This is a genomic window from Azonexus sp. R2A61, from assembly GCF_021401135.1.
GTDB lineage: Bacteria > Pseudomonadota > Gammaproteobacteria > Burkholderiales > Rhodocyclaceae > Azonexus.
Window position 1 is genome coordinate 280421 of the sequence record NZ_JACBFO010000002.1, and the last position, 21212, is coordinate 301632.

General features: G+C 65.3%; 18 protein-coding genes. 9 read left to right on the forward strand and 9 right to left on the reverse strand.

All coding sequences use genetic code 11. The features are described 5' to 3' along the window. The first annotated feature begins 92 nt into the window (after positions 1-92). Positions 93-1655: an acetyl-CoA hydrolase/transferase family protein gene (locus L0962_RS06480; RefSeq protein ID WP_234085540.1), complete on the forward strand. Its 1563-nt coding sequence runs from the start codon at positions 93-95 to the stop codon at positions 1653-1655. Between the two features lie 65 nt (positions 1656-1720). On the opposite strand, the gene L0962_RS06485 is transcribed toward L0962_RS06480, so the two are convergent. Genes L0962_RS06485 through rluD form a run of 3 tightly spaced genes read right to left on the reverse strand, consistent with a single transcriptional unit; the run spans position 1721 to position 4186 of the window. Next, positions 1721-2503: an NAD-dependent deacylase gene (locus L0962_RS06485; protein WP_234085541.1), complete on the reverse strand. Its 783-nt coding sequence runs from the start codon at positions 2501-2503 to the stop codon at positions 1721-1723. Continuing rightward, positions 2500-3234 (reverse strand): peptidoglycan editing factor PgeF, encoded by a 735-nt coding sequence (gene pgeF / locus L0962_RS06490; RefSeq protein WP_234085542.1) that lies wholly within the window; start codon positions 3232-3234, stop codon positions 2500-2502. Before pgeF ends, L0962_RS06485 begins: the two co-directional genes overlap by 4 nt. Next, entirely contained in the window at positions 3227-4186 is a 960-nt protein-coding gene (gene rluD, locus L0962_RS06495) for a 23S rRNA pseudouridine(1911/1915/1917) synthase RluD (protein WP_234085543.1), read from the reverse strand. Before rluD ends, pgeF begins: the two co-directional genes overlap by 8 nt. Between rluD and L0962_RS06500 the strand changes: the two genes are divergently transcribed. Further along, positions 4185-5012, forward strand: a complete 828-nt coding sequence (locus L0962_RS06500) for an outer membrane protein assembly factor BamD (RefSeq protein WP_234085544.1) — start codon at positions 4185-4187, stop codon at positions 5010-5012. The two genes, rluD and L0962_RS06500, sit on opposite strands and share 2 nt — an antisense overlap. Before the next feature lie 51 nt (positions 5013-5063). Here the strand turns inward: L0962_RS06500 and L0962_RS06505 are convergent, their stop codons facing one another. Genes L0962_RS06505 through L0962_RS06520 form a run of 4 tightly spaced genes read right to left on the reverse strand, consistent with a single transcriptional unit; the run spans position 5064 to position 12561 of the window. Beyond that, on the reverse strand, positions 5064-7433 hold the full coding sequence (locus tag L0962_RS06505) for a serine/threonine protein kinase (RefSeq protein ID WP_234085545.1): 2370 nt from the start codon (positions 7431-7433) through the stop codon (positions 5064-5066). Continuing rightward, positions 7433-7861 (reverse strand): DUF3293 domain-containing protein, encoded by a 429-nt coding sequence (locus tag L0962_RS06510; RefSeq protein ID WP_234085546.1) that lies wholly within the window; start codon positions 7859-7861, stop codon positions 7433-7435. Before L0962_RS06510 ends, L0962_RS06505 begins: the two co-directional genes overlap by 1 nt. Continuing rightward, positions 7845-9167, reverse strand: a complete 1323-nt coding sequence (locus tag L0962_RS06515; RefSeq protein ID WP_234085547.1) for a DNA recombination protein RmuC — start codon at positions 9165-9167, stop codon at positions 7845-7847. Before L0962_RS06515 ends, L0962_RS06510 begins: the two co-directional genes overlap by 17 nt. Positions 9168-9177: 10 nt before the next feature. After that, positions 9178-12561 carry a DUF748 domain-containing protein gene (locus tag L0962_RS06520; protein ID WP_234085548.1) on the reverse strand — a complete coding sequence of 1128 codons (3384 nt, stop codon included), beginning with the start codon at positions 12559-12561 and terminating at the stop codon, positions 9178-9180. Between the two features lie 74 nt (positions 12562-12635). On the opposite strand from L0962_RS06520, the gene L0962_RS06525 reads away from it, so the two are divergent. Further along, positions 12636-13034 (forward strand): hypothetical protein, encoded by a 399-nt coding sequence (locus L0962_RS06525; protein WP_234085549.1) that lies wholly within the window; start codon positions 12636-12638, stop codon positions 13032-13034. A 12-nt stretch (positions 13035-13046) separates the two neighbouring features. After that, positions 13047-13436 (forward strand): response regulator, encoded by a 390-nt coding sequence (locus tag L0962_RS06530; RefSeq protein WP_234085550.1) that lies wholly within the window; start codon positions 13047-13049, stop codon positions 13434-13436. A gap of 6 nt (positions 13437-13442) precedes the next feature. Here the strand turns inward: L0962_RS06530 and gloB are convergent, their stop codons facing one another. After that, on the reverse strand, positions 13443-14198 hold the full coding sequence (gene gloB / locus L0962_RS06535) for a hydroxyacylglutathione hydrolase (RefSeq protein ID WP_234085551.1): 756 nt from the start codon (positions 14196-14198) through the stop codon (positions 13443-13445). On the opposite strand from gloB, the gene L0962_RS06540 reads away from it, so the two are divergent. From L0962_RS06540 to L0962_RS06560, 5 genes are read left to right on the forward strand one after another with little or no spacing between them, the layout of a single operon-like run. Continuing rightward, entirely contained in the window at positions 14197-14943 is a 747-nt protein-coding gene (locus L0962_RS06540) for a class I SAM-dependent methyltransferase (protein ID WP_367398019.1), read from the forward strand. The two genes, gloB and L0962_RS06540, sit on opposite strands and share 2 nt — an antisense overlap. Continuing rightward, on the forward strand, positions 14936-15382 hold the full coding sequence (gene rnhA, locus L0962_RS06545) for a ribonuclease HI (protein ID WP_234085552.1): 447 nt from the start codon (positions 14936-14938) through the stop codon (positions 15380-15382). Before L0962_RS06540 ends, rnhA begins: the two co-directional genes overlap by 8 nt. Then, positions 15379-16095, forward strand: a complete 717-nt coding sequence (gene dnaQ / locus L0962_RS06550) for a DNA polymerase III subunit epsilon (RefSeq protein WP_234085553.1) — start codon at positions 15379-15381, stop codon at positions 16093-16095. Before rnhA ends, dnaQ begins: the two co-directional genes overlap by 4 nt. 11 nt (positions 16096-16106) lie before the next feature. After that, positions 16107-17414: a M18 family aminopeptidase gene (locus L0962_RS06555; RefSeq protein ID WP_234085554.1), complete on the forward strand. Its 1308-nt coding sequence runs from the start codon at positions 16107-16109 to the stop codon at positions 17412-17414. Next, positions 17414-17962 carry an isoprenylcysteine carboxylmethyltransferase family protein gene (locus L0962_RS06560; RefSeq protein ID WP_234085555.1) on the forward strand — a complete coding sequence of 183 codons (549 nt, stop codon included), beginning with the start codon at positions 17414-17416 and terminating at the stop codon, positions 17960-17962. Before L0962_RS06555 ends, L0962_RS06560 begins: the two co-directional genes overlap by 1 nt. Here the strand turns inward: L0962_RS06560 and L0962_RS06565 are convergent. After that, a complete protein-coding gene (locus L0962_RS06565; RefSeq protein ID WP_234085556.1) occupies positions 17950-21204 on the reverse strand; it encodes an EAL domain-containing protein in 3255 nt (1084 codons plus the stop codon). The two genes, L0962_RS06560 and L0962_RS06565, sit on opposite strands and share 13 nt — an antisense overlap. Between the last annotated feature and the right edge of the window lie 8 nt (positions 21205-21212).

Sequence of the window (21212 nt, forward strand, 5' to 3'; positions counted from 1 at the left end):
ATTTTTCAAAGCCCGCCTGCGCGGGCTTTTTTTTAGCCAACGATAAAGGCGGCAGACGCCCGCCTGTCAAAACGTAGAGGAGAAACACCGCCATGTCCGATGCATCGCGCATCCTGAACCCCGGTCTGCGTAGCAAGATCATGTCGGCCGACGAAGCCGCCCAGCTCATTCCTTCCGGCGTCAACGTCGGCATGAGCGGTTTCACCGGCGCCGGCTACCCCAAGGAAGTCCCGAGCGCGCTGGCCAAGCGCATCATGGATGCCAACCTGCATGGCAAGAAATTCAAGATCGGCGTGTGGACCGGCGCCTCGACGGCACCCGAACTCGACGGCGCGCTGGCCATGGTCGACGGCATCGAAATGCGCCTGCCCTACCAGTCGGATCCGACCTGCCGCAAGCGGATCAATGCCGGCGAGATGGAATACATCGACATCCACCTGTCGCACGTCGCCCAGTTCGTCTGGGGCGGTTTCCTCGGCAAGCTCGACGTCGCCGTCGTCGAAGTCGCCGGCATCTGCGAAGACGGCCGGCTGATCCCGTCGTCGTCGGTCGGCAACAACAAGACCTGGCTGGATCAGGCCGACAAGTTGATCCTCGAGGTCAACAACTGGCAGAACCCGGCGCTCGAAGGGATGCACGACATCTACTACGGCACCGCGCTGCCGCCGCACCGCAAGCCGATTCCGATCGTCAGGGCCGACGACCGCATCGGCGAGCCGTATTACCGGATCGACCCGAACAAGGTGATCGCCGTCGTCGAAACCAACAAGGCCGACCGCAACTCGCCGTTCACGCCGCCGGACGCCAATTCCAAGCTGATCGCCGGCCACATCCTCGATTTCCTGCAGCACGAGGTGAAGATGGGCCGCCTGCCGGCCAACCTGCTGCCGCTGCAATCCGGCGTCGGCAACGTCGCCAACGCCGTGATGGCCGGACTGCAGGACGGTCCGTTCGAGAACCTGACCGCCTACACCGAAGTACTGCAGGACGGCATGCTCGACCTGATCAAGTCCGGCAAGCTGAGTTGCGCCTCGGCCACCTCGTTCTCGCTGTCGCCGGCCGCACTGGCCGAACTGAACGCCGACCTGCCGCGCTTCAAGGATTCGATCATCCTGCGCCCGCAGGAAATCTCGAACCACCCGGAAGTCATCCGCCGCCTCGGCGTCATCGCCATGAACGGGCTGATCGAGGCCGACATCTACGGCAACGTCAATTCGACGCACATCATGGGCACCTCGATCATGAACGGCATCGGCGGCTCCGGCGATTTCGCCCGCAACGCCTTCATCTCGATCTTCATGACGCCGTCGAGCGCCAAGGGCGGCAGCATCTCGTGCATCGTGCCGATGGTTTCGCACGTTGACCACACCGAGCACGATGTCCAGGTCATCGTCACCGAACAGGGGCTGGCCGACCTGCGCGGCCTGGCGCCGAAGCAGCGTGCCAAGGTGATCATCGACAAGTGCGCCCACCCGAATTTCCGGCCGGCACTGCGCGAGTACTACGAGCGCGCGCTGCGCTACTCGCCGGGCCGGCACACGCCGCATCTGCTCGACGAAGCCTACACCTTCCTGCCCAACTGGGTGGCCAACCAGACCGCCCGCGCCGCCTGGCGCGACGACGCGACGGTACAGGCCGACGCCTGGGCGAAGTAAGCTTCTGCCGGTCGCCTGCGGGGCGAGCACCGGAAAGCCGGCGGGCCACAAGCCCGTCGGCTTTTTTACGCCGAATCGGCCCAGCCGAGTTGCAAGGCGATGGCGCGCAGGGCCTCGGCGGCACCGAGTGGCAGATGGAGATCGACGTGCGGGCTGAGTTGCGTCTGCGCCGGATTGATCTCGATCACCGGCACGCCGGAACGCAAGGCCATGACCACCGGCTCGACGATGTAAGGGAAAACCGCCGTGGTGCCGATTACGAACAGCAGATCGAAGCCCTGTTCGAGTTCGTCCTGTAACGCTTCGACGGCATCGATCGGCAAGGCCTCGCCGAACAACACGATAGGCGGCCGGACAACCGACCCGCAAGCGCGGCAACGAGGCGGCTGACCGAGCGCGTCGAGTTCCTCGCCAGGAAAGGCTGCCCCGCAATCCGGGCACAGCAAGGGGGTCAGCGTGCCGTGGATTTCGATCAACCGGCGGCTGCCGGCCTGACGATGCAGGCCGTCGACGTTCTGCGTCAGGACGATGGTCTCGATACCCCGCCGTTCGGCTTCCACGATCACCCGATGCGCCGCGTTCGGCCGGGCATCGCGGCAGTTGTGCTCGATCTGCGCCAGGTATTTCCAGGTGATGTCTGGCCGTTCGGCGAAACACTGGCCGGACAGGGCATCCTCGATAGACAAACCGTCCTCGGTCAGCTCGCCGTTGTACAGGCCGCTGACACCACGGTAGGTCGGCAGGCCGGAATCGGCCGAAATCCCGGCGCCGGTGATGAACAACACGCGGCGGGCGGCGCGCAGCAAGGCGGCGGCGCGGGAGAGCGCCTCAACATGCGCTGTCGTCATGATTCGTCCTCCAGCCAGATCAGGCTCGCCATGCGGCCGGTCGTGCCGTCACGGCGATAGGAAAAATAGCGTTCCGCGTCGTCGACCGTACAACTGCCGCCCCCGTAGATCGCCTCGACGCCGGCCGATCGCAGGCGCTGCCGGGCGAGCCCGTAAAGATCGGCCAGCCATTTGCCGGGGCGACCGGCAACGAACTGCGCGGCGGCTGCCGGATCGTGTTCGACGAACGCCGAACGCACCTCGTCGCCGACTTCGAAATTGGCCGGCCCGATGGCCGGGCCGAGCCAGGCCAGCGTGTCGCCCGGCGCGATCCGCATCGCGGCCAGGGTATTTTCCAGCACGCCGGCCAGTAGACCGCGCCAGCCGGCATGCGCCGCACCGACTGCGCTGGCGCTCCGGTCGCAGAACAGCACCGGCAGGCAGTCGGCCGTCATCACCACACAGACCGCACCCGGCTGCCGGGCGAAGGCGGCGTCGGCCTCGGTGTTTTTTGCCGCCAGCGCGGCGTCGACCGCAAGCGTGCCATGCACTTGTTTCAGCCAGCACGGCTCGGCCGGCAAACGACGACTCAACGCAGCGCGGTTGGCGGCGACGCGGGCCGGTGCATCGCCGACGTGATCGCCGAGGTTGAAGCTGTCCCACGGCGCCGGGCTGCAGCCGCCGGTGCGCAAGGTCTGCAGCGCGCGGACCCGCGGCGGCGCAGGCCATGCCGGGACAAAGCCGTCAGCCATCGCGCAGTTGTGCCAGCAGATCGCGCATGTCGGCCGGCATCGGCACTTCCCAGTGCATCGGTCGCCCGCTGACCGGGTGGATCAGGCCGAGTCGCGTCGCATGCAGGGCCTGCCGGGAAAACGCCGGCAGCCGCGGGTCGTGGCGGCTATACACCGGGTCGCCGACCAGCGCGTGGCCGATCGATGCCATATGGACGCGGATCTGGTGCGTCCGCCCGGTCTCCAGTGCACATTCGAGCAAGGTGCAGTGCGCGAAGACTTCGAGCCGCCGGTACCAGGTCAATGCCGGCTTGCCGCCGCGACTTTCCGGAACCACCGCCATCTTCGTCCGATGCACTGGATGGCGGCCGATCGGCGCGTCAACACCGCTGTCCCGACGCACCACGCCGGCCGCCAGCGCCAGGTACTGGCGCTTGACGGTACGCGCCTGCAACTGACGGATCAGATCGGTCTGCGCTTCCAGCGTCTTGGCGACGACCAGCAGGCCGCTGGTGTCCTTGTCCAGCCGATGGACGATGCCGGCACGCGGCACCGCCTCGATCCCCGGCACATGATGCAGCAGCGCGTTCATCAGCGTGCCGCTCCAGTTGCCGCTGCCGGGATGGACGACCAGTCCGGCCGGCTTGTTGATGACCAGCAGCGCAGCGTCCTCATAGACGATGTCGAGCGGGATGTCCTCCGGTGCTTCCGAAGTGGCCCGCTCGTCCTGCGGAACCGCCACCAGCAGGCGCTCGCCGGCCGAAACCTTGCGCTTCGGTTCGCCGGCGATGTCGCCGTCGATCTCGACGCAGCCGTCCTTGATCCATTGCTGCAGGCGGTTGCGCGAATGCTGCGGCAGCAGTTCGGCCAGCGCCTGATCCAGCCGGCGGCCTGCGCAATTGTCGGGAACCGTCAGGCGCAACGGTTCGCTTGGGCTATAATCGCCCGATTCATCCAATACGTCGTCGTTCATGATGCGAAGTGTAGCCGCAATCCTGTCATTTCCTGCCTGTCGGCGCGTGCTGATCGCCGTCGTAACCACCCTTGCCCTGGCCGGCTGCAGCCTGCTGCCGGAAGAAAAGGACATGACTTCCGGCTGGTCGGCCGGTCGCCTGTACTCGGAAGCCAAGGATGCCCAGAGCGACGGCAACTGGGACAATGCCTCCAAGCTGCTGGAAAAACTTGAGTCGCGCTACCCCTACGGCCGCTACGCGCAACAGGCCCAGCTCGAACTTGGCTACGTTTACTGGAAGGCGGGCGAGGCCGGTTCCGCACTGGCCGCCTGCGACCGCTTCATCAAGCTGCACCCGAACCATCCTGCGGTCGACTACGTGTATTACCTGAAAGGCCTGATCAACTTCAACGAAGACCTCGGCCTGACCGCTTACGTCAGCACGCAGGACCCGACCGAGCGCGACCCCAAGGCTGCCCGCGAATCCTTCGACGCCTTCAAGGAACTGGTCACCCGCTATCCGAACAGCAAATACACGCCGGATGCAGTCAAGCGCATGAACTACCTGGTCAACGCGCTGGCCTCGCTGGAAATCCACGTTGCACGCTACTACTACAAGCGCGGCGCCTACATCGCCGCACTGAACCGTGCGCAGTTCGCCATCAAGACCTATCCGCAGGCGCCGACCATCGAGGAAGCGATGTACATCGTCGTCCAGTCCTACGACCAGCTGGGCATGAAGGACCTGCGCGACGATGCTGCCCGCGTGCTCAAGACCAATTACCCGGAAAGCCGTTATTTCTCGGAAGGCCTGGGCGGCAAGCGCGCCTGGTGGCAGCTCTGGTAAGCCCCGCCAACGATTTCCCGACCGGGCTCGCTGCATGCGGGCCTTGTTTTTTCAGCCGCCCTGCTTGATCGCCAGCACGGCCTGGTTGCGCAAGGTACGCAGCAGCGACAGTTCCTTTTCCGGAATATCGATGTCGTCGGCCTCGTCATGGTCGGCATAGATCAACGCTACCGGATTGCCCTTGATGTTGAGCGGGAACAGCACGAATGCCTTGGCCGGTACCGCCTGGCGATACCACGCCGGAATGCGCGCGGCGATCTTCGGATCGTCGATGTTGCTGATCAGCACGTCGACACCGCGCGAGGTGGCGGCGTGAAAGATGTCCGGCGTGAAGCCGAGCGGAAAATGAAAGGCGGCGGTCACTTCCTGCACCTGCGGCCCGAAACCGAAACGCCCCTGCATGGTATTGCTGCGGGCATCGCGGATGCACAGCACGACGCGCCGGAAGCCCATCGCGCGGTACATCGTTTCGAGAATGATGCGCAGGATGTCGTTCAAGCGGAAACCTTCGACCAGCGTGTTGCTGATCTCCTGGATGCCTGCGGTCAACACCGCCTGGGCATCGATTTTCACGCCACCATCGCCAAGCGGACGACCCAGCACATCGGGCAATAGCTCCTCGCGCAGCAGCGTACCGCTCAGCGAATCCTCGGTTGCCGTTCCGGGTTCGTCGCCGCCCTCGGCATAACGGATCATCTGCCGGCCAAAGACGGTCTGCTGCAGGTTCAGCTTGATGATCCTGGCGAAATCCGAGACTTCCTCGATCGAACGCCGGACGGTCTGCACCACGTCGTTCTCGGCCAGCGCCGACGCCGCTGCGAAACGCTGCACGACCTTGCGGATCGCCCTGTCGCGCTCCTCGGGTTGCATACCGACCGCCAGACAGAGCTCGTTGGCGAACGACGAAAAGACCCGCAGGCGCTCCTCCTGCGTGGCCGGCGCATGCACGGCGCCCTCGCCGAGCTTGCGCATCGAACCGACGATCAGCGGAGGAAAGCCCCATTGCCGGGCAATGGCGACCCCCAGGCTCTCGAAGGAAATCCCCAGCACGCGCTGGGCGGCATGATCCTCGCTGCAGGCCTTCTGCTCCATGAGCCGGCGAATCTCGTCCGACTCTTCGGGAAAGTAGTACTGCGCAAGCAGCCGCCCCAGGTTCTGGAACAGCGCGCAGATGAAGGCCTGTTCCAGATCGCGTAGTTGCGCCGCAGCGCACAGGTCCTTGGCCAGGATACCGGCCAGGTTGGCGTGCAGGAACGCCTCTTTCAGCTGTTCGGCATTGGCCTTGTTCTGCAGATGCTCGAAGAGCAGCACGGTGATCGCGATGTTGCGCACCGTCTCGAAGCCGAGCACGATCACCGCCCGCGACACGGTGCTGATGCTGCCGCCGCCGGCCGGCCGGAAATAGGCCGAATTGACCAGGCGCAGCAGCTTGTTGGTCAGCGCGAAATCCTTGAGGATCAGGTTCGACAGCTTGTGCACGCTTTCCGACTCGCTGTTGGCGATCTTGTTGATCGCCCCGACCGATTCCGACAAGGCCGGAAAATCGCTCTTGTGACGCATCCGGCGCAACAGGAAATCGATCGTCGACTGCCGGCTCAGCGGCGTGCCGTGCGTCTCCTCTTCCGGCGCCAGATAGGCATCCAGGGCATCGACGAACTGCTCGGCGCTCTGATAGCGCAAGGCCGGGTCGCGAGCCAGCGCCTTGTACAAAATGCCGCCCAGACGCTCGTCGACCGCAACATGCTGCGGCAGCTTGAGATCCTCGCCGACAATACGCCGGAACATGCCGGCCAGGTCGTCGCCGTCGATCGCCCGCCGCCCGGCGAGCATTTCGAACAGGATCAGCCCGGCCGCAAAGAGGTCGGTCCGCTCGCTGACCTCGCGTCGCAACACATACTCCGGTGCCATGTAGGCCGGCGTACCGGAGCATTCATCGAGACCGTCGCGCGGCGCATCGATGCGCGTGGCAATGCCGAAATCCATGACCCGTGGCGTACCGTTCTCGTCGAGCAGGATGTTGCTCGGCTTGAGATCGCGATGGATGATGCCGCGCGCGTGCGCCTGGGCGACGGCGTCGAGGACCGGACGCAGCAGGGTCGCCGCCTTGACTGCGGTCAACGCACCGCTTTGCCGCAAAAACTCGCCCAGACTCCGGCCAGGCACGTATTCGAAGACGAGGTAGACATCGCCCCCTTCCTCGCCGGCCTCGAAAATGGGCACCACGTTGGCGTGCCGCAGCTTGCCGACGGCGCGCGCCTCGGCAAGCAGTTGCTGGTTCTGCGCGGGATCGGGGCGTTCGAAATGCAGCGTCTTGATCGCGACCTCGCGCTGCAACTGCGGGTCGTAACCCAGGTAGACGGTGCTCTGCGCGCCCCGCCCCAGCTCGCCCCGGATATCGAAGCGACCGATCTGTCGAATCATTACTTTATGTCTTCTGTCCAGGCCAGACGGGGAATCCCGTCGGTCCCGCCCCACACGATGGCGTCCTGTCCGTAATCTTCCGCCAGCGCGAGCGCATCTTCAAGCGCCAGATCGGGAACGAAGCAGCTTTCTTCCGCCGGCCAGTCCGTCGCGTCGGGGATGTTTTCGGCCGCATAGGGTTCGTAGTTGCCTTCCAGCAGGTCGCATTCGAGTTGCGACTGGCGTTCGGCATTTTCGGCATCGCCCAGGCGACGGGCGCCGGGATTGTGCGCGGTGAGAATGGCGAAAGCTTCGCTGCCGGCGGTTTCCAGCCAGTCGATCAGGGTCTGTTCGGGTTGGCCGATGCGCAATTCGCAAAGGCCGCCGGGCAGGTAAACACGATACGTGGTTGCCGCGTAGGCGGCCTCGAGTTCATTCGTCTTCGCCATCGAAATCCGCCACTCCAATCAATTTGTCCGCTTCGCCGGCCGGCAGGGCCTCGACCTCGCGCAAGCGGCGCGACAGCTGGCGGGTCCGGGTTTCGGCCTTGCCGATGCTGTTGCTCGCTTCGTCCAGCTTCTTGCGGGTGTGCGCCAGCGCCTCGCCGAACTTGCCGAACTCGGTCTTGACGGCACCGAGCACGGCCCAGACCTCGGCCGAGCGCTGCTCGATGGCCAGCGTCCGAAACCCCATCTGCAGGCTGTTGAGCATCGCCGCCAGCGTGGTCGGGCCGGCCAGACTGATCCGGTGATCGCGCTGCAAGGCCTCGGCTAGGCCCGGCCGGCGCAGGGCTTCGGCGTACAGGCCCTCGACCGGCAGGTAGAGTATCGCGAAATCGGTGGTATGCGGCGGCGCGACATATTTCTCGCGAATGCTCCTGGCTTCCTGGCGGAGGCGCGTTTCGATCGCCTTGGCGGCTTCCTCGACGGCGCCCGGATCGCTTGCATCGAGCAGGCGCTGATAGTCCTCGACCGGAAATTTGGCATCGATCGGCAGCCAGACCGTGGCAGCGTCGTCACGACCGGGCAGCCGGATGGCGAAATCGACGCGCTCGGCGCTGCCCGGCCGGGTCGCCACGTTGGCGGCGAACTGCTCCCGGGTCAGCAATTGTTCGAGCAGGCTGGCCAGTTGCACCTCGCCCCAGGTGCCGCGCGTCTTGACGTTGGTCAGCACGCGCTTGAGGTCGCCGACACCGGCGGCCAGATGCTGCATCTCGCCCAGCCCACGATGCACCTGTTCCAGCCGTTCGCTGACCAGCCGGAAGGATTCGCCCAGACGCTGCTCCAGCGTTGCGTGCAGCTTTTCATCGACAGTCCGGCGCATCTCGTCGAGTTTCGCCGCGTTATCCGCCTGCATTGCGGTCAACCGGCCTTCGACGGCAATTTTCAGCCGTTCGAAACGCTCGTCGAGACCCAGCGAAAAGCGGTTCAATTCGCGCGCGAAGGCATCCAGCCGTTCGGCCTGCAGCGCCCCGAACTGGCCGACCTGGGTACTCATCGCCTGGCCCAGCAAGGTCGCCGACTGCGCCCTTTCCTCGCGATCGCGGAAAGCTTCCTCGGCGTCCTCGCGGCGACCGCGCGCCAGTTCCTCGCGCAATTCGCGTTCGAGCCGGACCAGCCCGCGCTCCAGATCGGCGGCCAGCGCGTGCAGCGCCGGCGCATCGTCGTTGCGCCGATTGCCGCGCCAGAGCAGCAACAGTTGCAGCACGACGACGAACGCCAGTGCCACGAGAATCAGCGGCGGCAGTTCGACCATCGCCCGTGTCCTACTTCAGCGAAAACTCGACGCGCGGGCCGCCGGCTTCCTTGCCCCCCTCCTTGTCGGCCGCCAGGAAGATGCGCTCGGCCGGTACCTTGCCCTGCTCGACCAGCCAGCCCTGCACCGCATCGGCGCGCTGCCGGGCGAGTTGCGCCAGGTCGGCATCGGTTGCCGGCAGATTGGTCAGCAGCAGCTTTTCCATTTCGTCGACCGGCAGATCCTTCTGCATGCCGACGAAGTTGCGCGGCTTGGGAAACTTCGCCACCCGGTAGGCACGCTTCAGGTAGGCCGGGTATTCGTCCTTGCCGATCGTCACCGCCTCGGCCGATTCCGGATCCTTGCCGGCTTTCTGCAGGTCGGCGAACTTTTCCTGCTGCATCAGGCGCTCGATGACCACCCGCTTGACGCCCTCGCGGTCGATTTCCGGATCGGCATGGCCGGTGATTTCCAGTTTCAACGCCGACCGCTCGCGCAGCGCCTTGGCCAGCGTGGACAGCTTGCCGGTTGCGGCATCGTCGAGCGTCGTGCGCCCCGGCGCGAAGGCGACCGTGGACAATTCCTGGCCGTCGCCGAACATCGATCCGAGCAAGGCGAACGGCGAAGTCACGGCCTTGACGAAGAGATTGACGATAACCTTGACGATCAGCCCGCCGATCGAAAACTGCGGATCGTCGAGCGAGCCGGAGATCGGCAGGTTGAGGTCGATTTCGCCGCGGTTGTTCTTGAGCAGCGAAATCGCCAGGTTGACCGGCAGCGAAGTGGCATCCGGACTATCGACCTTGTCGCCGAAGGTGAACTGGTCGATGAACAGCTTGTTGTCGGCCGACAGCTTGCGGTCTTCAAGCTTGTAGGCAACGTTCAACGACAACTTGCCCTTCTCGATCGCGTAGCCGGCGTACTTGCCCGAATACGGCGAGAAACCGGTCATGTCCACGTTCTTCACCTCGGCCTGCAGGTCGAGGTAGGACTTGGCGGCCAGCGGATTGAGCTGGCCGGCGATGCGCACCGGCGCGGCGCTGCCGTAGTTGCCGAGCAGTTCGAGATCGGCCACTGTGCCGTCGGTGGACGACAAACCGGTGACGCGTCCGCCGAGCTTGCCGATGTACACACTGTAATTCGGCTTGACAAAGAAATCGGAGAAATTGACCGTGCCATTGTTCAGCGTGACCTTGGCGATGCGGATCGGCGGCGGTGCGCTGGCCAGCGGGGCCGCCGCCTCGATCTGGACGGTTTTTCCCATTGCCGGCGCGTTGACCGCAACCGCCGCATCGGCGGCATTTTCCGCTGCCGGCTGGCGGACGATGTCGGCCACGTTGAGACGACCGGCTTCGCTGAGGATCAGCCGGGCAAAGAAATCGCTGAGCGCGATCTCGCGGACATCGACGGCCAGCGGGTCGAGGCGGAAATCGATACCGGAGAAATACAGCGATTTCCACTTCAGGAATTCCGCCTTGTTCTCGGGATCGAGCAGCAACAGGTTGCCCAGCGTCGCCGATCCCTTGTAGCCGGCTTTCAGCTTGTCCTTGTCGAAACGGGCAACGGCTTCGCCTTCGTTCGAAAACTGCGCACGCTGCAGGGTCGCGTTGAGGTAGCGGTTGGCGTAGCCCTGCAGGCCGTTCAGCGGGATCGCACGGGTATCGATCTTCAGCGCCGCGTCGAACGGATAGATCTGCAGCTTGCCGCCGATCGCCAGTTCCCCCTTGTCGTTGATGCGCGCCTTCAAATCGATGCGCCCCGGCTGGTTGGGCACGTTGCCGAGCTTCTCGCCGTCCAGTTGCAGGCCCTGCACCTGCTGCACCACGGCCGGCTGCACCGAACGGTCCTCGAAGCGGAAATCGAGATCCGCCACCTTCAGCCGCGCCACCTGGCCGACCCACGGGCGCTCGTCCCTCGCCTGCTTGTCGGTCGCGTGTACGGTCTTCAGCACCGGCGAGCTGATCCATTCGATCTGCCCTTGGGCGTTGCGCAACATCACGGCACGGGCACCGCGGTTGTCGACTTCGCCGATATCCACGCGATGCCCGGCAAGATCGATGCTGACCTCGCGAAAGGCCATGCGTTCGACGGTGAAGCGCTCGCCCAGATCGACCCCGTAGGACAGTTCGGGAATCGTCAGCGGCTCGGCCAGCTTGCTGTCGATCTTGCCGACGCGCAGCGTCAGCCCGTCCACCTTGCCGCGCACCGGTGCGGCATTGGACAGATCCTCCCAGTGCAGGACGCCGTTGTCGACAGTCAGCGACATCAGCGTCCAGCTAAGCGGCGGCGCATTTTCCGCCGGCTCGGCGGCCTTTTCCGCCGGTTTTTCCGCCGGTTTTTTACTGCCGGCAAGCTTGTCGGCCAAGGCCAGCATATTCATCCGGCCGTTGCGGTCGACCGCAAGATTGACGTCGATTCTGTCGATCGCCACTTGCTTGACGACGACTTCCCGCTTCAGCAGATCGGCGTGATCGAGATCGAGCGAGAGTTTTTTCCAGTCGACCAGGCGATTGCCGTTGCTTTCCACCAGTTTCAGATCGCTCAGTTGCAGGTCGCCGAGCACCATCAACGCATTCTCGCCGCCGGCCAGTTGCCGGAACACCAGTTTCAGGCGCGTATCCAGCGTCGCCGCCGGCAGGCGCAGCGGCAGGCTGTCCGGCAGATAGCGGTGCAGCGCACCGAGGTCGAAACGGTCGAGATCGAGATTGATCTCGCTTTCCCGGCCATCGGCAAACGGCGTGCTCTTGCCGTCGAGCAGGAAGGGCGCGCCGTCGATGTTCGCCGCAAAGCGCGGCTGGACTTCGACCTCGGCCTGGTAGGGCAGGCTGGAAATGAAGGGAATGGCCAGTTCGATGCCGTCGACCGCATGTACCTTGTCGTAGGGCCGGTCGTCGAAGCGCAGCGAACCGTTGAGGATGCGGATGTTGTTCAGCGAGAAACGCGGCAGGCCGCTATCCGGCTCGTCCTTCGGTTTCAGCCATTCATCGAGCAGATCGGAAATATCGTAACGCCCGTCCTCGAGGCGCGTGACCGCGATGCGCGGCCCGCTCAGGCGGATTTCATCGACCACCGCAGCCAGCTTGAACAACGAGGCCGACGACAGGTTGACGTAAAGCTCGTCGAAGCCCGCCTGCTCACCGCCCTTGCCGTCGCCGACCGAAACCTGGCCCAGCGTCAGCGACAGCGCCAGCGGGTTGAAAGCGATCTCGCCCACGGTGACCGGCCGGTGCAGGGCTTTTTCGGCCTGCTCGAGCGCCAGCGAACGGAGCAGCGGCGGCACGGCCAGAAAGCCAAGGGCGATCAGCAGCAGGAAGCTTCCGCCCAGCCATTTCCCCCATCGGCGGACACGCGGTTGACGGGACAGTTCCAGCAGCCGGGAAACACCGGCGGCGCTCAGTTTCGACGAGTCGGGCATGATAAAATGGGTGTCGTTTTTCCGATCAAATCTAGCACACCGCCAGTGCGCGGGACCGGGCGATACAAAATTTCATGAAGTGGATTATCGACGATATCCGACGCGCCCTGGCGCAATTGACGCGCTGGCAGTTCTGGCTGGTCGTCTCGCTGCTCGGCGTGTTCGCCGGACTGGGCTGGCTGATCAGCCGGTACGCCTTCCGGACCGACAACATCCTGTCCTATCTGCACCTGACGCAAGGTGCCTGCCGGACGATGACCAACGGACCGATCATCGCAATGTTCAGCTGCATGATCTTCTTCCTGCTCACCGCGCTGCTCACCCTCGGCGAAGTCCAGCGCCACATCGAGGCACGCCGCCGTGCCGCCTGGCGGGAAATGCGGCGCAGCCTGATCTGGGCCTGCGTGTGGGGCGTCAGTGCGCTGGCCATCGGGGTCGGCGCCCTGCTCTTCTTCAAGCACAACTGTTACTGAAAGCCGCCGGCCATGCGCAGCAAACGCCACTCCGTCGTCATCGTCGACGACAACGACATGATGCGCACCGTACTGCGCGCCATGTTGCGCAGCGAGCGCTATGACATCGTCGGCGAGGCACGCAACGGCGTTCAGGCGGTGGAAATGGCTGGCCGGCTGAAGCCTGACATTGTCTGCATGGACGTGTTGATGCCGGAAAAGAACGGCATCGAGGCGATGGCCGAGATCAAGGCGGAACGCCCGGAAACCGAGATCATCATGATCACCGGCAGCGCCGACCCGGACACCGTCCAGGAAGCGATCATGAACGGTGCGGCCGGCTTCATCATCAAGCCCTTCAACGCGGCCCGCGTCATCGACACGCTGGCCAAGGTCGCCGCCCGCCTGCGCCACCGCCGCTGACGGCGTTCAGAAACCGTTGCGCCATTCGCGCAGGGCGGCGAAAACCTCGACATTTCCGGCGTCGACCGCAAGACGCCCGGCCAGCGCCGCACGCACGACCGGCTGCGCGCAGCGCAGAAAGGGATTGGTCGCCTTTTCCTCGGCCAGCGTCGATGGCACGCTGGGCCGGCCGTCGGCGCGCAGGGCGCGGACCCTGGCGATGCGCTGCCGGATATCCGGGTTGTCCGGTTCCACGGTCGACGCGAAGCGCAGGTTGATTTCCGTGTATTCGTGGGCGCAATGGATCAGCGTGTCGTCGGGCAAGGCGGCGATACGCGCCAGCGAAGCCGCCATCTGCGCCGGCGTGCCTTCGAACAAGCGCCCGCAACCGGCACCGAACAGCGTGTCGCCGCAGAACAGCGCATTGGCGCAGCGATAGGCCAGATGACCGCGCGTATGGCCGGGCACGGCAAGCACGTCGAGGCTTTCGCCGAGTAGCGTCAAGGTCTCGCCGCCATGCAAGGGGCAGGTCGTGCCTGTGATAGACTCGGCGGCCGGTGCGTAGACGTCCGCCCGGTAGCGCCGGACCAGTTCGCCGACCCCGCCTTGGTGATCCGCATGGTGATGGGTGACCAGGATGGCGGCAAGGTCGAGTCCGAGCGATTCAAGCCGGTCGACGACCGGCGCGGCATCGCCCGGATCGACGACGAGCGCCGAACGCTCGCGCACCAGCAGCCAGATGTAATTGTCCTTGAACGCGGGAATGGGTGATATCTCGAACATGCCGGAACTATCGAACCCGCTCGGCCGGATGTCAATCTCCGGGCTCGCCGCCTGGATCGCCTCGCCGCAGGGGCGTTACATCATCGACTGGGAAGCGGCGTGCATCGACGAGGCAGTCGGCGACATTTTCGGCTTCAACGCCCTGCAGATCGGCCTGCCGCAACAGGACTTCCTGCGTGCCAACCGCATCCCGCTGCGCTGCCGGATCGGCGAAGGCGAACCGGTCAGCCTGCGCTGCGATCCGGCGGCCCTGCCGATCGCCACGCAAAGCGTCGATCTCGTCATCCTGCCGCACGTTCTCGAATTCGCCGACGATCCGCACCAGATCCTGCGCGAGGTCGAACGCGTGCTGATCCCGGAAGGCCAGTTGATCGTCGTCGGTTTCAATCCGCTGTCGCTGTGGGGGCTGCGGAAACAGGCACGGCGCGGCGGCGGCTTCCCGTGGAACGGCAGTTACCTGTCGCCCGGTCGCCTGAAGGATTGGCTGAAATTGCTCGGTTTCGAAGTCGACCGCGGCCAGTACGGTTGCTACGCGCCGCCGTGCGAACAGCAGAAATGGTTGCAGCGCTGGCGCTTTACCGAAAGCGCCGGACGCCGCTGGTGGAAATTCTCGGGCGCGGTGTATCTGATGCGCGCCGTCAAGCGGGTCAACGGCATGCGCCTGATCACCCCGGCCTGGCGCAGGAAACCCCTGCGCGCCAAGGCATTGCGCCCGGTCACGCAAAAGGAAGGTCACAGTGACTGAATCAGTCGACATCTATACCGACGGCGCCTGCCGCGGCAACCCTGGCCCGGGCGGCTGGGGCGTGCTGTTGCGCATGGGAGCGCACGAAAAGGAATTGTGGGGCGGCGAAGCGGCCACCACCAACAACCGCATGGAACTGCTGGCGGTGATCAACGCGCTGGATGCCATGAAGCGCCCGATCAGCGCGCGCGTACACAGCGATTCGCAGTACGTGCTGAAAGGCATCCGCGAATGGATTCACGGCTGGAAACGCAACGGCTGGAAAACCGCCGACAAGAAGCCGGTGAAGAACGCCGACCTGTGGCAGCGCCTGGACGAACTGGCCAGGCAGCACCGGATCGAGTGGATCTGGGTCAAGGGTCATGCCGGCGACCCCGGCAACGAGCGTGCCGACGCGCTGGCCAATCGCGGCATCGACGAATTGCAGGAGCGCGCATGAGACAGATCGTCCTCGATACCGAAACCACCGGCCTCGATCCGCGTCAGGGTCACCGCATCATCGAAGTCGCCTGCATCGAACTGGTCAACCGCCGGCTGACCGGCCACCACCTGCACAAGTACGTCAATCCGGAGCGCGAAATCGACGCCGGCGCCCAGGCGGTGCACGGCATCACCCTCGATTTCCTGGCCGACAAGCCGAAATTCGCCGACGTCGTTGATGAGTTCCTCGACTTCATCAACGGTGCGCAACTGATCATCCACAACGCGCCGTTCGACATCGGCTTCCTCAACGCCGAACTCGAACGCCTCGGCCGGGTACCGGTCACGACCGTCTGCAACGGCGTCATCGACACGCTGAAGGACGCCAAGGAACTGCACCCCGGCAAGCGCAACAGCCTCGATGCGCTGTGCGAACGCTACGAGATCGACAACTCCAGCCGCACGCTGCACGGCGCCCTGCTCGATACCGAATTGCTGGCGGAAGTCTATCTGGCCATGACGCGCGGCCAGAACGCGCTGATGATCGAACCGGACGAAGCGGCGCCGGTGCGCCTCGGTGCCGACGGCAAGGTACGCGAGCGCAAGCCCCTGCTGGTCCGTCGGGCAAGCGCCGAGGAACTGGCCGAGCACGAACGCATGCTGGCCGCGATCGACAAGGAATCCAAGGGCGCCTGCCTGTGGCTGCCCAAACCGGCCGTCGAAGCGGCCTGAGAAAGGACATCATGCGCGAAATCACCGCCGACGCCCGTGAGCAGGCCTGCGACCTGCTCACCTTCATCGACGCCAGTCCCAGCCCCTGGCATGCCGTGGCAAGCTGCAAGCAACGCCTGCTGGCCGCCGGTTTTCAACGGCTGGAAGAGGTCGACCGCTGGCAGCTTGAACCGGGCGGCCGCTATTTCGTCGTCCGCGGCGGCTCGTCGATTGTCGCATTCACACTCGGCGAAACGCCGCTGCTCGACACCGGCCTGACGCTGGTCGGTGCCCACACCGACTCGCCGGGACTGCGCGTCAAGCCGCGACCGGCGGAAGACAGCGCCGGCGTCGTCCGGCTCGGTGTCGAAGTCTATGGCGGACCGATCCTCGCCACCTTCAGCGACCGCGATCTCGGGCTGGCCGGCCGCGTCATGGTACGCACCGGCAGCGGCATCGAAAGCCGTCTGGTGCATCTCGACGAACCGCTGCTGCGCCTGCCCAACCTGGCGATCCACATGAACCGCGAGGTCAACGAAGCCGGCCTCAAGTTCAACAAGCAGACCGAGTTGCCGCTGCTGCTTGGCATCGGCGAGGCCGGACGCAGCGCCGACGAACGCTTCCGCCAGCCGGTCGCGGCGGCCGCCGGCGTTGCACCGGAAGCACTGATGACCTGGGAGCTGGTCGCCTGCGACACGCAAAAAGGGGCTTTCTGGGGCGTCGACCGCGAGTTCGTCGCCAACGGCCAGCTCGACAACCTGGCCTCCTGCCATGCCGCGCTGAGTGCCCTGCTGGCAACGCAACGACCGACGCAGACCTGCATCGTCGCCCTGTTCGATCACGAGGAAGTCGGCTCGGAAAGCGCCGTCGGTGCCGGCGGCAGCCTGGTCGGCGATCTGCTGCAACGGATCGCCTTGCAGGCCGGGCTTGATGTCGAAGACCAGCGTCGCCTGCTGGCCCGCAGCTTCTTCATCAGTGCCGACATGGCGCATGCCTGGCACCCCAACTTTCCCGCGGCCTACGAACCGTGCCACCGCGTGCAGGTCAATGCCGGGCCGGTGATCAAGAGCAACGCCAACCAGCGCTACAGCACCGGCGCCGATACGGCCGCATTGTTCATGGCCATCTGCGAGCAGGCCGGCGTCCCGTGCCAGCAATACGCGCACCGGACCGACCTTGGCTGCGGCAGCACGATCGGACCGATCGTCGCGGCGCGGCTGGGCATTCCGGCCGTCGACGTCGGCTCGCCGATGTGGGCGATGCACAGCGCCCGCGAAAGCGCCGGCGTACTCGATCACCATTACATGATCCGGGCGCTCAGTGCGGCCTTTTCCGCCTGATGACGCAGTTGCTCCCCTTCGTCGCCGGTAGCGCGCTGCTGCTCTGGCTGTCGCGCAAGCCGCTGCGCCAGCCCGGCAGCCACGGCTTCTACCGTTTCTTCGCCTGGGAATGCATTCTCGGGCTGGTCGTCATCAACCGGCCGGTCTGGGGCGATGACCCGTATTCGCCGCACCAGTTCGCCTCGTGGCTGCTGATGCTGAGCAGCATCGGGCTGGTGATCGCCGGCCTCGTCGCACTGCGCCGGCACGGCGGCGCCGACCGTCGCCGCGACGACGGTTCGCTGTACGAATGGGAAAAGACCGGCGACCTCGTCACCAGCGGCATCTATCGCTGGATCCGCCATCCGATGTACGCCTCGCTGCTGGCGCTGACCTGGGGAGCCTTCCTGCAATCGCCGGGGCTGCTCGGTGCCGCGCTGGCCATCGTCGGCAGCCTGTGCCTGCTGGCCACCGCCCGCTCCGACGAACGCGAGTGCCTGACGCATTTCGGCCCGGCCTACGCCGACTACATGCGGCGCAGCAAGCGCTTCCTGCCCTACCTGTTCTGAAGGTCCTGCCGCCAGGCGACGAAGGCTTCGGCCGGCATCGGCTTGCCGAACAGGTAACCCTGCATCACCGCGCAGCCGCGCTCGAGCAGGAAGCGATGCTGGGCATCGTTCTCGACCCCTTCGGCGACCACTTCCATGCCGAGATCGCGGGCCAGCGACAACGTGGCCGAAGCGATCGCCACGTCTTCCGCATCGTCGGGCAGATCGCGCACGAAACTGCGGTCGAGCTTCAGCCGATGGATCGGCAAGCGCTTGAGATAGCTGAGACTGGAGTAGCCGGTGCCGAAGTCGTCGAGCGCCAGCTGGATGCCCAGCTTGCGCAACTCGTTCATGCGCGCCAGCACCTCCGGCGTCGGCTGCATCAGCGCACTTTCGGTCAGTTCCAGCTCCAGCCAGGCCGGATCGGCCCCCGTCTCGCCCAGGATGCGGCGGACCATGGCGACAAACTCCGGATGCTGGAACTGCAGTGCCGAAATGTTCACCGCCATCGTCAGTTCAATGCCCAGGTGGTGCCATTCGACCCACTGCCGACAGGCCTCGGCCAGCACCCATTCGCCGAGCGGCAGGATCAGGCCGCTATCCTCGGCCACGCCGATGAACTGCGCCGGCGGCAACAAACCGAATTCGGGATGCTGCCAGCGAATCAAGGCTTCGCAACCGGACAGGCCGCCGCCCGCCGCCATCTGCGGCTGGAAGAAAAGAACCAGTTCGTTGCGGTCGACCGCACGACGCAGCGCATTTTCCAGCATCAGCCGCTCCAGCGCATGGACGTCCATCTCGGGCTTGAAGTAATGGTAGGTGTTGCGCCCCTGTCCCTTGGCACTGTACATCGCCACGTCGGCATGCTTGAGCAGCGTACTCAGATCCTCGCCATCGCCCGGGAAAAGCGAAATGCCGATACTCACCGAAATGCTCAGTTCGTGGCCGCCGACATCGATCGACGACTGCAGCGAGGCGATCAGCTTGCGCGCGACCAGCGCCGCATCCTCGGGATGACTCAGCCGCGGCAGCAACACGACGAACTCATCGCCCCCCAGCCGGGCCAGGAAATCGTTCTCGCGCAGGCAGGCCGACAGACGGCGGGCAACGGCCGACAACAACTGGTCGCCGACCGGATGGCCAAGCGTGTCATTGATCGCCTTGAAATGATCCAGATCGAGGAACAGCACCGCCAGCGTGTCGCCATGCCGCTCCGCCGAGCGCAGCTCGTTCTGCGCCCGTTCGTTCCACAACGTCCGGTTCGGCAAGCCGGTCAGCACATCGTAATGGGCCAGATAGGCGATATGCGCTTCGGCAGCACGGGCGGCGGTGACGTCCTGCGCCGTGCCGCGCACCCGCAAGCCCTGCTTGTCGAGCCAGCCGCTTTCGATGCGGAAATGCAGCACGCGGGCCAGACCGCCCTCTTCGCCCAGACGGCAGTCGAGCGCCTCCTCGCCGGGTGCTTCGGCAACCCTGGCCAGCGCATGCGCCAGCGCCGCCCGATCCTCGGGATGAATGCAAGCCAGCAGTTCGGCCTGCCCGATCGTTTCGCGCGGCGGAAGCTGCAGCACGCTGCACAGCTCGCCTGAGCAGTACAGCAATTCGCTGCGCGGCAACTGCTCCCAACTGCCCATGCGGGCAATGCGCTGCGCCTGCAGCAATTCTTCCTGACGCACGGCCAGCTGGCGGCTCGCTTCCGCCAGCTGATGCGTGCGCTCGTCGACCAGCATCTCGACGCGCCGCGCCCGGCCGCTGGTCAACAGCAGGAAAGCACCAAGCACCCCGGTGGTCAGCAAGCCGAGCGCCAGCGTCAGCCAGACGCCCCAACTGCGCAAGGACTCCATGTAGGCGGGCGACGCTCCGGCCCGCAGGTACCATTGCCGGCCGGCAAACGACAACGGCGTCTGCCAGCGCAGGCGCCCTTCGGCCCAGTCCAGGGATTCGCAACCGGCAGGACCGAAGAGGCGCGGCCCTTCGCCGGGCGTCCCTTCGACCAGACAGACCTCGACCTGCTCGCGGCCGCTCCCCTCGAGCGCGGCGATCATCGCATCGTCCATCCGGAAAACTGCCGACACCATGCCCAGCTGCCGCTCCGGCTGACCGCCGAAGACCGCCTCATAGACCACGACCCCGCGCTGTTCGCCCCGTTCCTGAACCAGCCGGATCGATTCCGAGGCGATCGGCATCCGGCTGTCGCGCGTACGCTTTGCGGCGACTGCCGTCCGTTCCAGCACCAGCGGATCGAGACCGACCACACTGCGGTTGGAAACCAGCGGCTCGACGAAAAGGATGGGGAGATACTCGGCCTTGCGCTGCGCAATGTAGGTATGCCCCGCCGGATCGCGCCCGAGGATGGCGAAATCGGGTCGTTCGCGCCGAATCGCTGCTTCAAAGGCATCGCGTCCGGCATCCTCGATCAGCGGACTCCAGCCGAAATTCTGGGTGCCGGGATAGCGGGCCAGCAAAGGCATGACGAACTCCCGCCAGACATTCGCATCGAGCGCCGGATGGACGGCCGCCAGCCCCTCCAGGGCGAGCACCTGATCGAGTTGGGCATCCAGCCGGCGCTTGACCAGACTGGCCAGATGCTCGGCATCGCGGTTGAACTGTGTCTGCAGGCGCCGCTCCTCCCAGTCCCGGACCTGCACGAAGGTGAAGGCCAGCAGACCGAGCGCGACGCTCATCGGCACGGTCACCGCCAGCCGGCGCGAACGCCAGGCTGCGGCCGGGCGCGCCAGGAAGACCATCACCAGCGGCAGCATGATCAACACACCCAGCGTATCGCCGGCCCACCAGTTCATCCACGTGAACATCGCATCTGCCGAAGGCACGGCACCGAGGACGACCAGCATGCCGACGCCGATGCTCGGGCTGATCAGACAGCCGAGCGGAGCAACGATGCCGACAAAACGCAGAATGCTCTCCGGCGTATCGAGTGCCGAATCGGGCCCGTTCAGACGACCGGCCAGCCAGTAGCCAACCGTTGCCTGCAGGGATGCGCCGATGGCTGGAAGCCCCAGGGCCAGCCAGTCGGACGACGAAAGTCCGGTCTGCCAGGCGGCGACGAACTGGACGGCAAACGAACCGAGAAAGACACCGGGCAAGCAGCGCGGGCCATAGATGAGCATTGCCGCCAGGGCAATACCGGCCGGCGGGAACAACGGGGCGGCATAACCCGGCGGCACGGCGACCTTCAACGATAGCCAGCCGCTCACGGCGTAGGCCAGACAGAGCAGCAGGTTACGGCGCAAATTGGCTGACATCGGCTGGC

Excerpts from the sequence above, each read along its gene's own strand:
- gloB (WP_234085551.1), bottom strand. The coding sequence starts at position 14,198 with ATGTTCGAGATATCACCCATTCCCGCGTTCAAGGACAATTACATCTGG.
- L0962_RS06555 (WP_234085554.1), top strand. The coding sequence starts at position 16,107 with ATGCGCGAAATCACCGCCGACGCCCGTGAGCAGGCCTGCGACCTGCTC.
- L0962_RS06530 (WP_234085550.1), top strand. The coding sequence starts at position 13,047 with ATGCGCAGCAAACGCCACTCCGTCGTCATCGTCGACGACAACGACATG.
- L0962_RS06525 (WP_234085549.1), top strand. The coding sequence starts at position 12,636 with ATGAAGTGGATTATCGACGATATCCGACGCGCCCTGGCGCAATTGACG.
- dnaQ (WP_234085553.1), top strand. The coding sequence starts at position 15,379 with ATGAGACAGATCGTCCTCGATACCGAAACCACCGGCCTCGATCCGCGT.
- L0962_RS06560 (WP_234085555.1), top strand. The coding sequence starts at position 17,414 with ATGACGCAGTTGCTCCCCTTCGTCGCCGGTAGCGCGCTGCTGCTCTGG.
- L0962_RS06565 (WP_234085556.1), bottom strand. The coding sequence starts at position 21,204 with ATGTCAGCCAATTTGCGCCGTAACCTGCTGCTCTGTCTGGCCTACGCC.
- L0962_RS06510 (WP_234085546.1), bottom strand. The coding sequence starts at position 7,861 with ATGGCGAAGACGAATGAACTCGAGGCCGCCTACGCGGCAACCACGTAT.
- L0962_RS06480 (WP_234085540.1), top strand. The coding sequence starts at position 93 with ATGTCCGATGCATCGCGCATCCTGAACCCCGGTCTGCGTAGCAAGATC.
- L0962_RS06485 (WP_234085541.1), bottom strand. The coding sequence starts at position 2,503 with ATGACGACAGCGCATGTTGAGGCGCTCTCCCGCGCCGCCGCCTTGCTG.
- L0962_RS06500 (WP_234085544.1), top strand. The coding sequence starts at position 4,185 with ATGATGCGAAGTGTAGCCGCAATCCTGTCATTTCCTGCCTGTCGGCGC.
- L0962_RS06505 (WP_234085545.1), bottom strand. The coding sequence starts at position 7,433 with ATGATTCGACAGATCGGTCGCTTCGATATCCGGGGCGAGCTGGGGCGG.
- L0962_RS06520 (WP_234085548.1), bottom strand. The coding sequence starts at position 12,561 with ATGCCCGACTCGTCGAAACTGAGCGCCGCCGGTGTTTCCCGGCTGCTG.
- rluD (WP_234085543.1), bottom strand. The coding sequence starts at position 4,186 with ATGAACGACGACGTATTGGATGAATCGGGCGATTATAGCCCAAGCGAA.
- L0962_RS06515 (WP_234085547.1), bottom strand. The coding sequence starts at position 9,167 with ATGGTCGAACTGCCGCCGCTGATTCTCGTGGCACTGGCGTTCGTCGTC.
- pgeF (WP_234085542.1), bottom strand. The coding sequence starts at position 3,234 with ATGGCTGACGGCTTTGTCCCGGCATGGCCTGCGCCGCCGCGGGTCCGC.
- L0962_RS06540 (WP_367398019.1), top strand. The coding sequence starts at position 14,197 with ATGCCGGAACTATCGAACCCGCTCGGCCGGATGTCAATCTCCGGGCTC.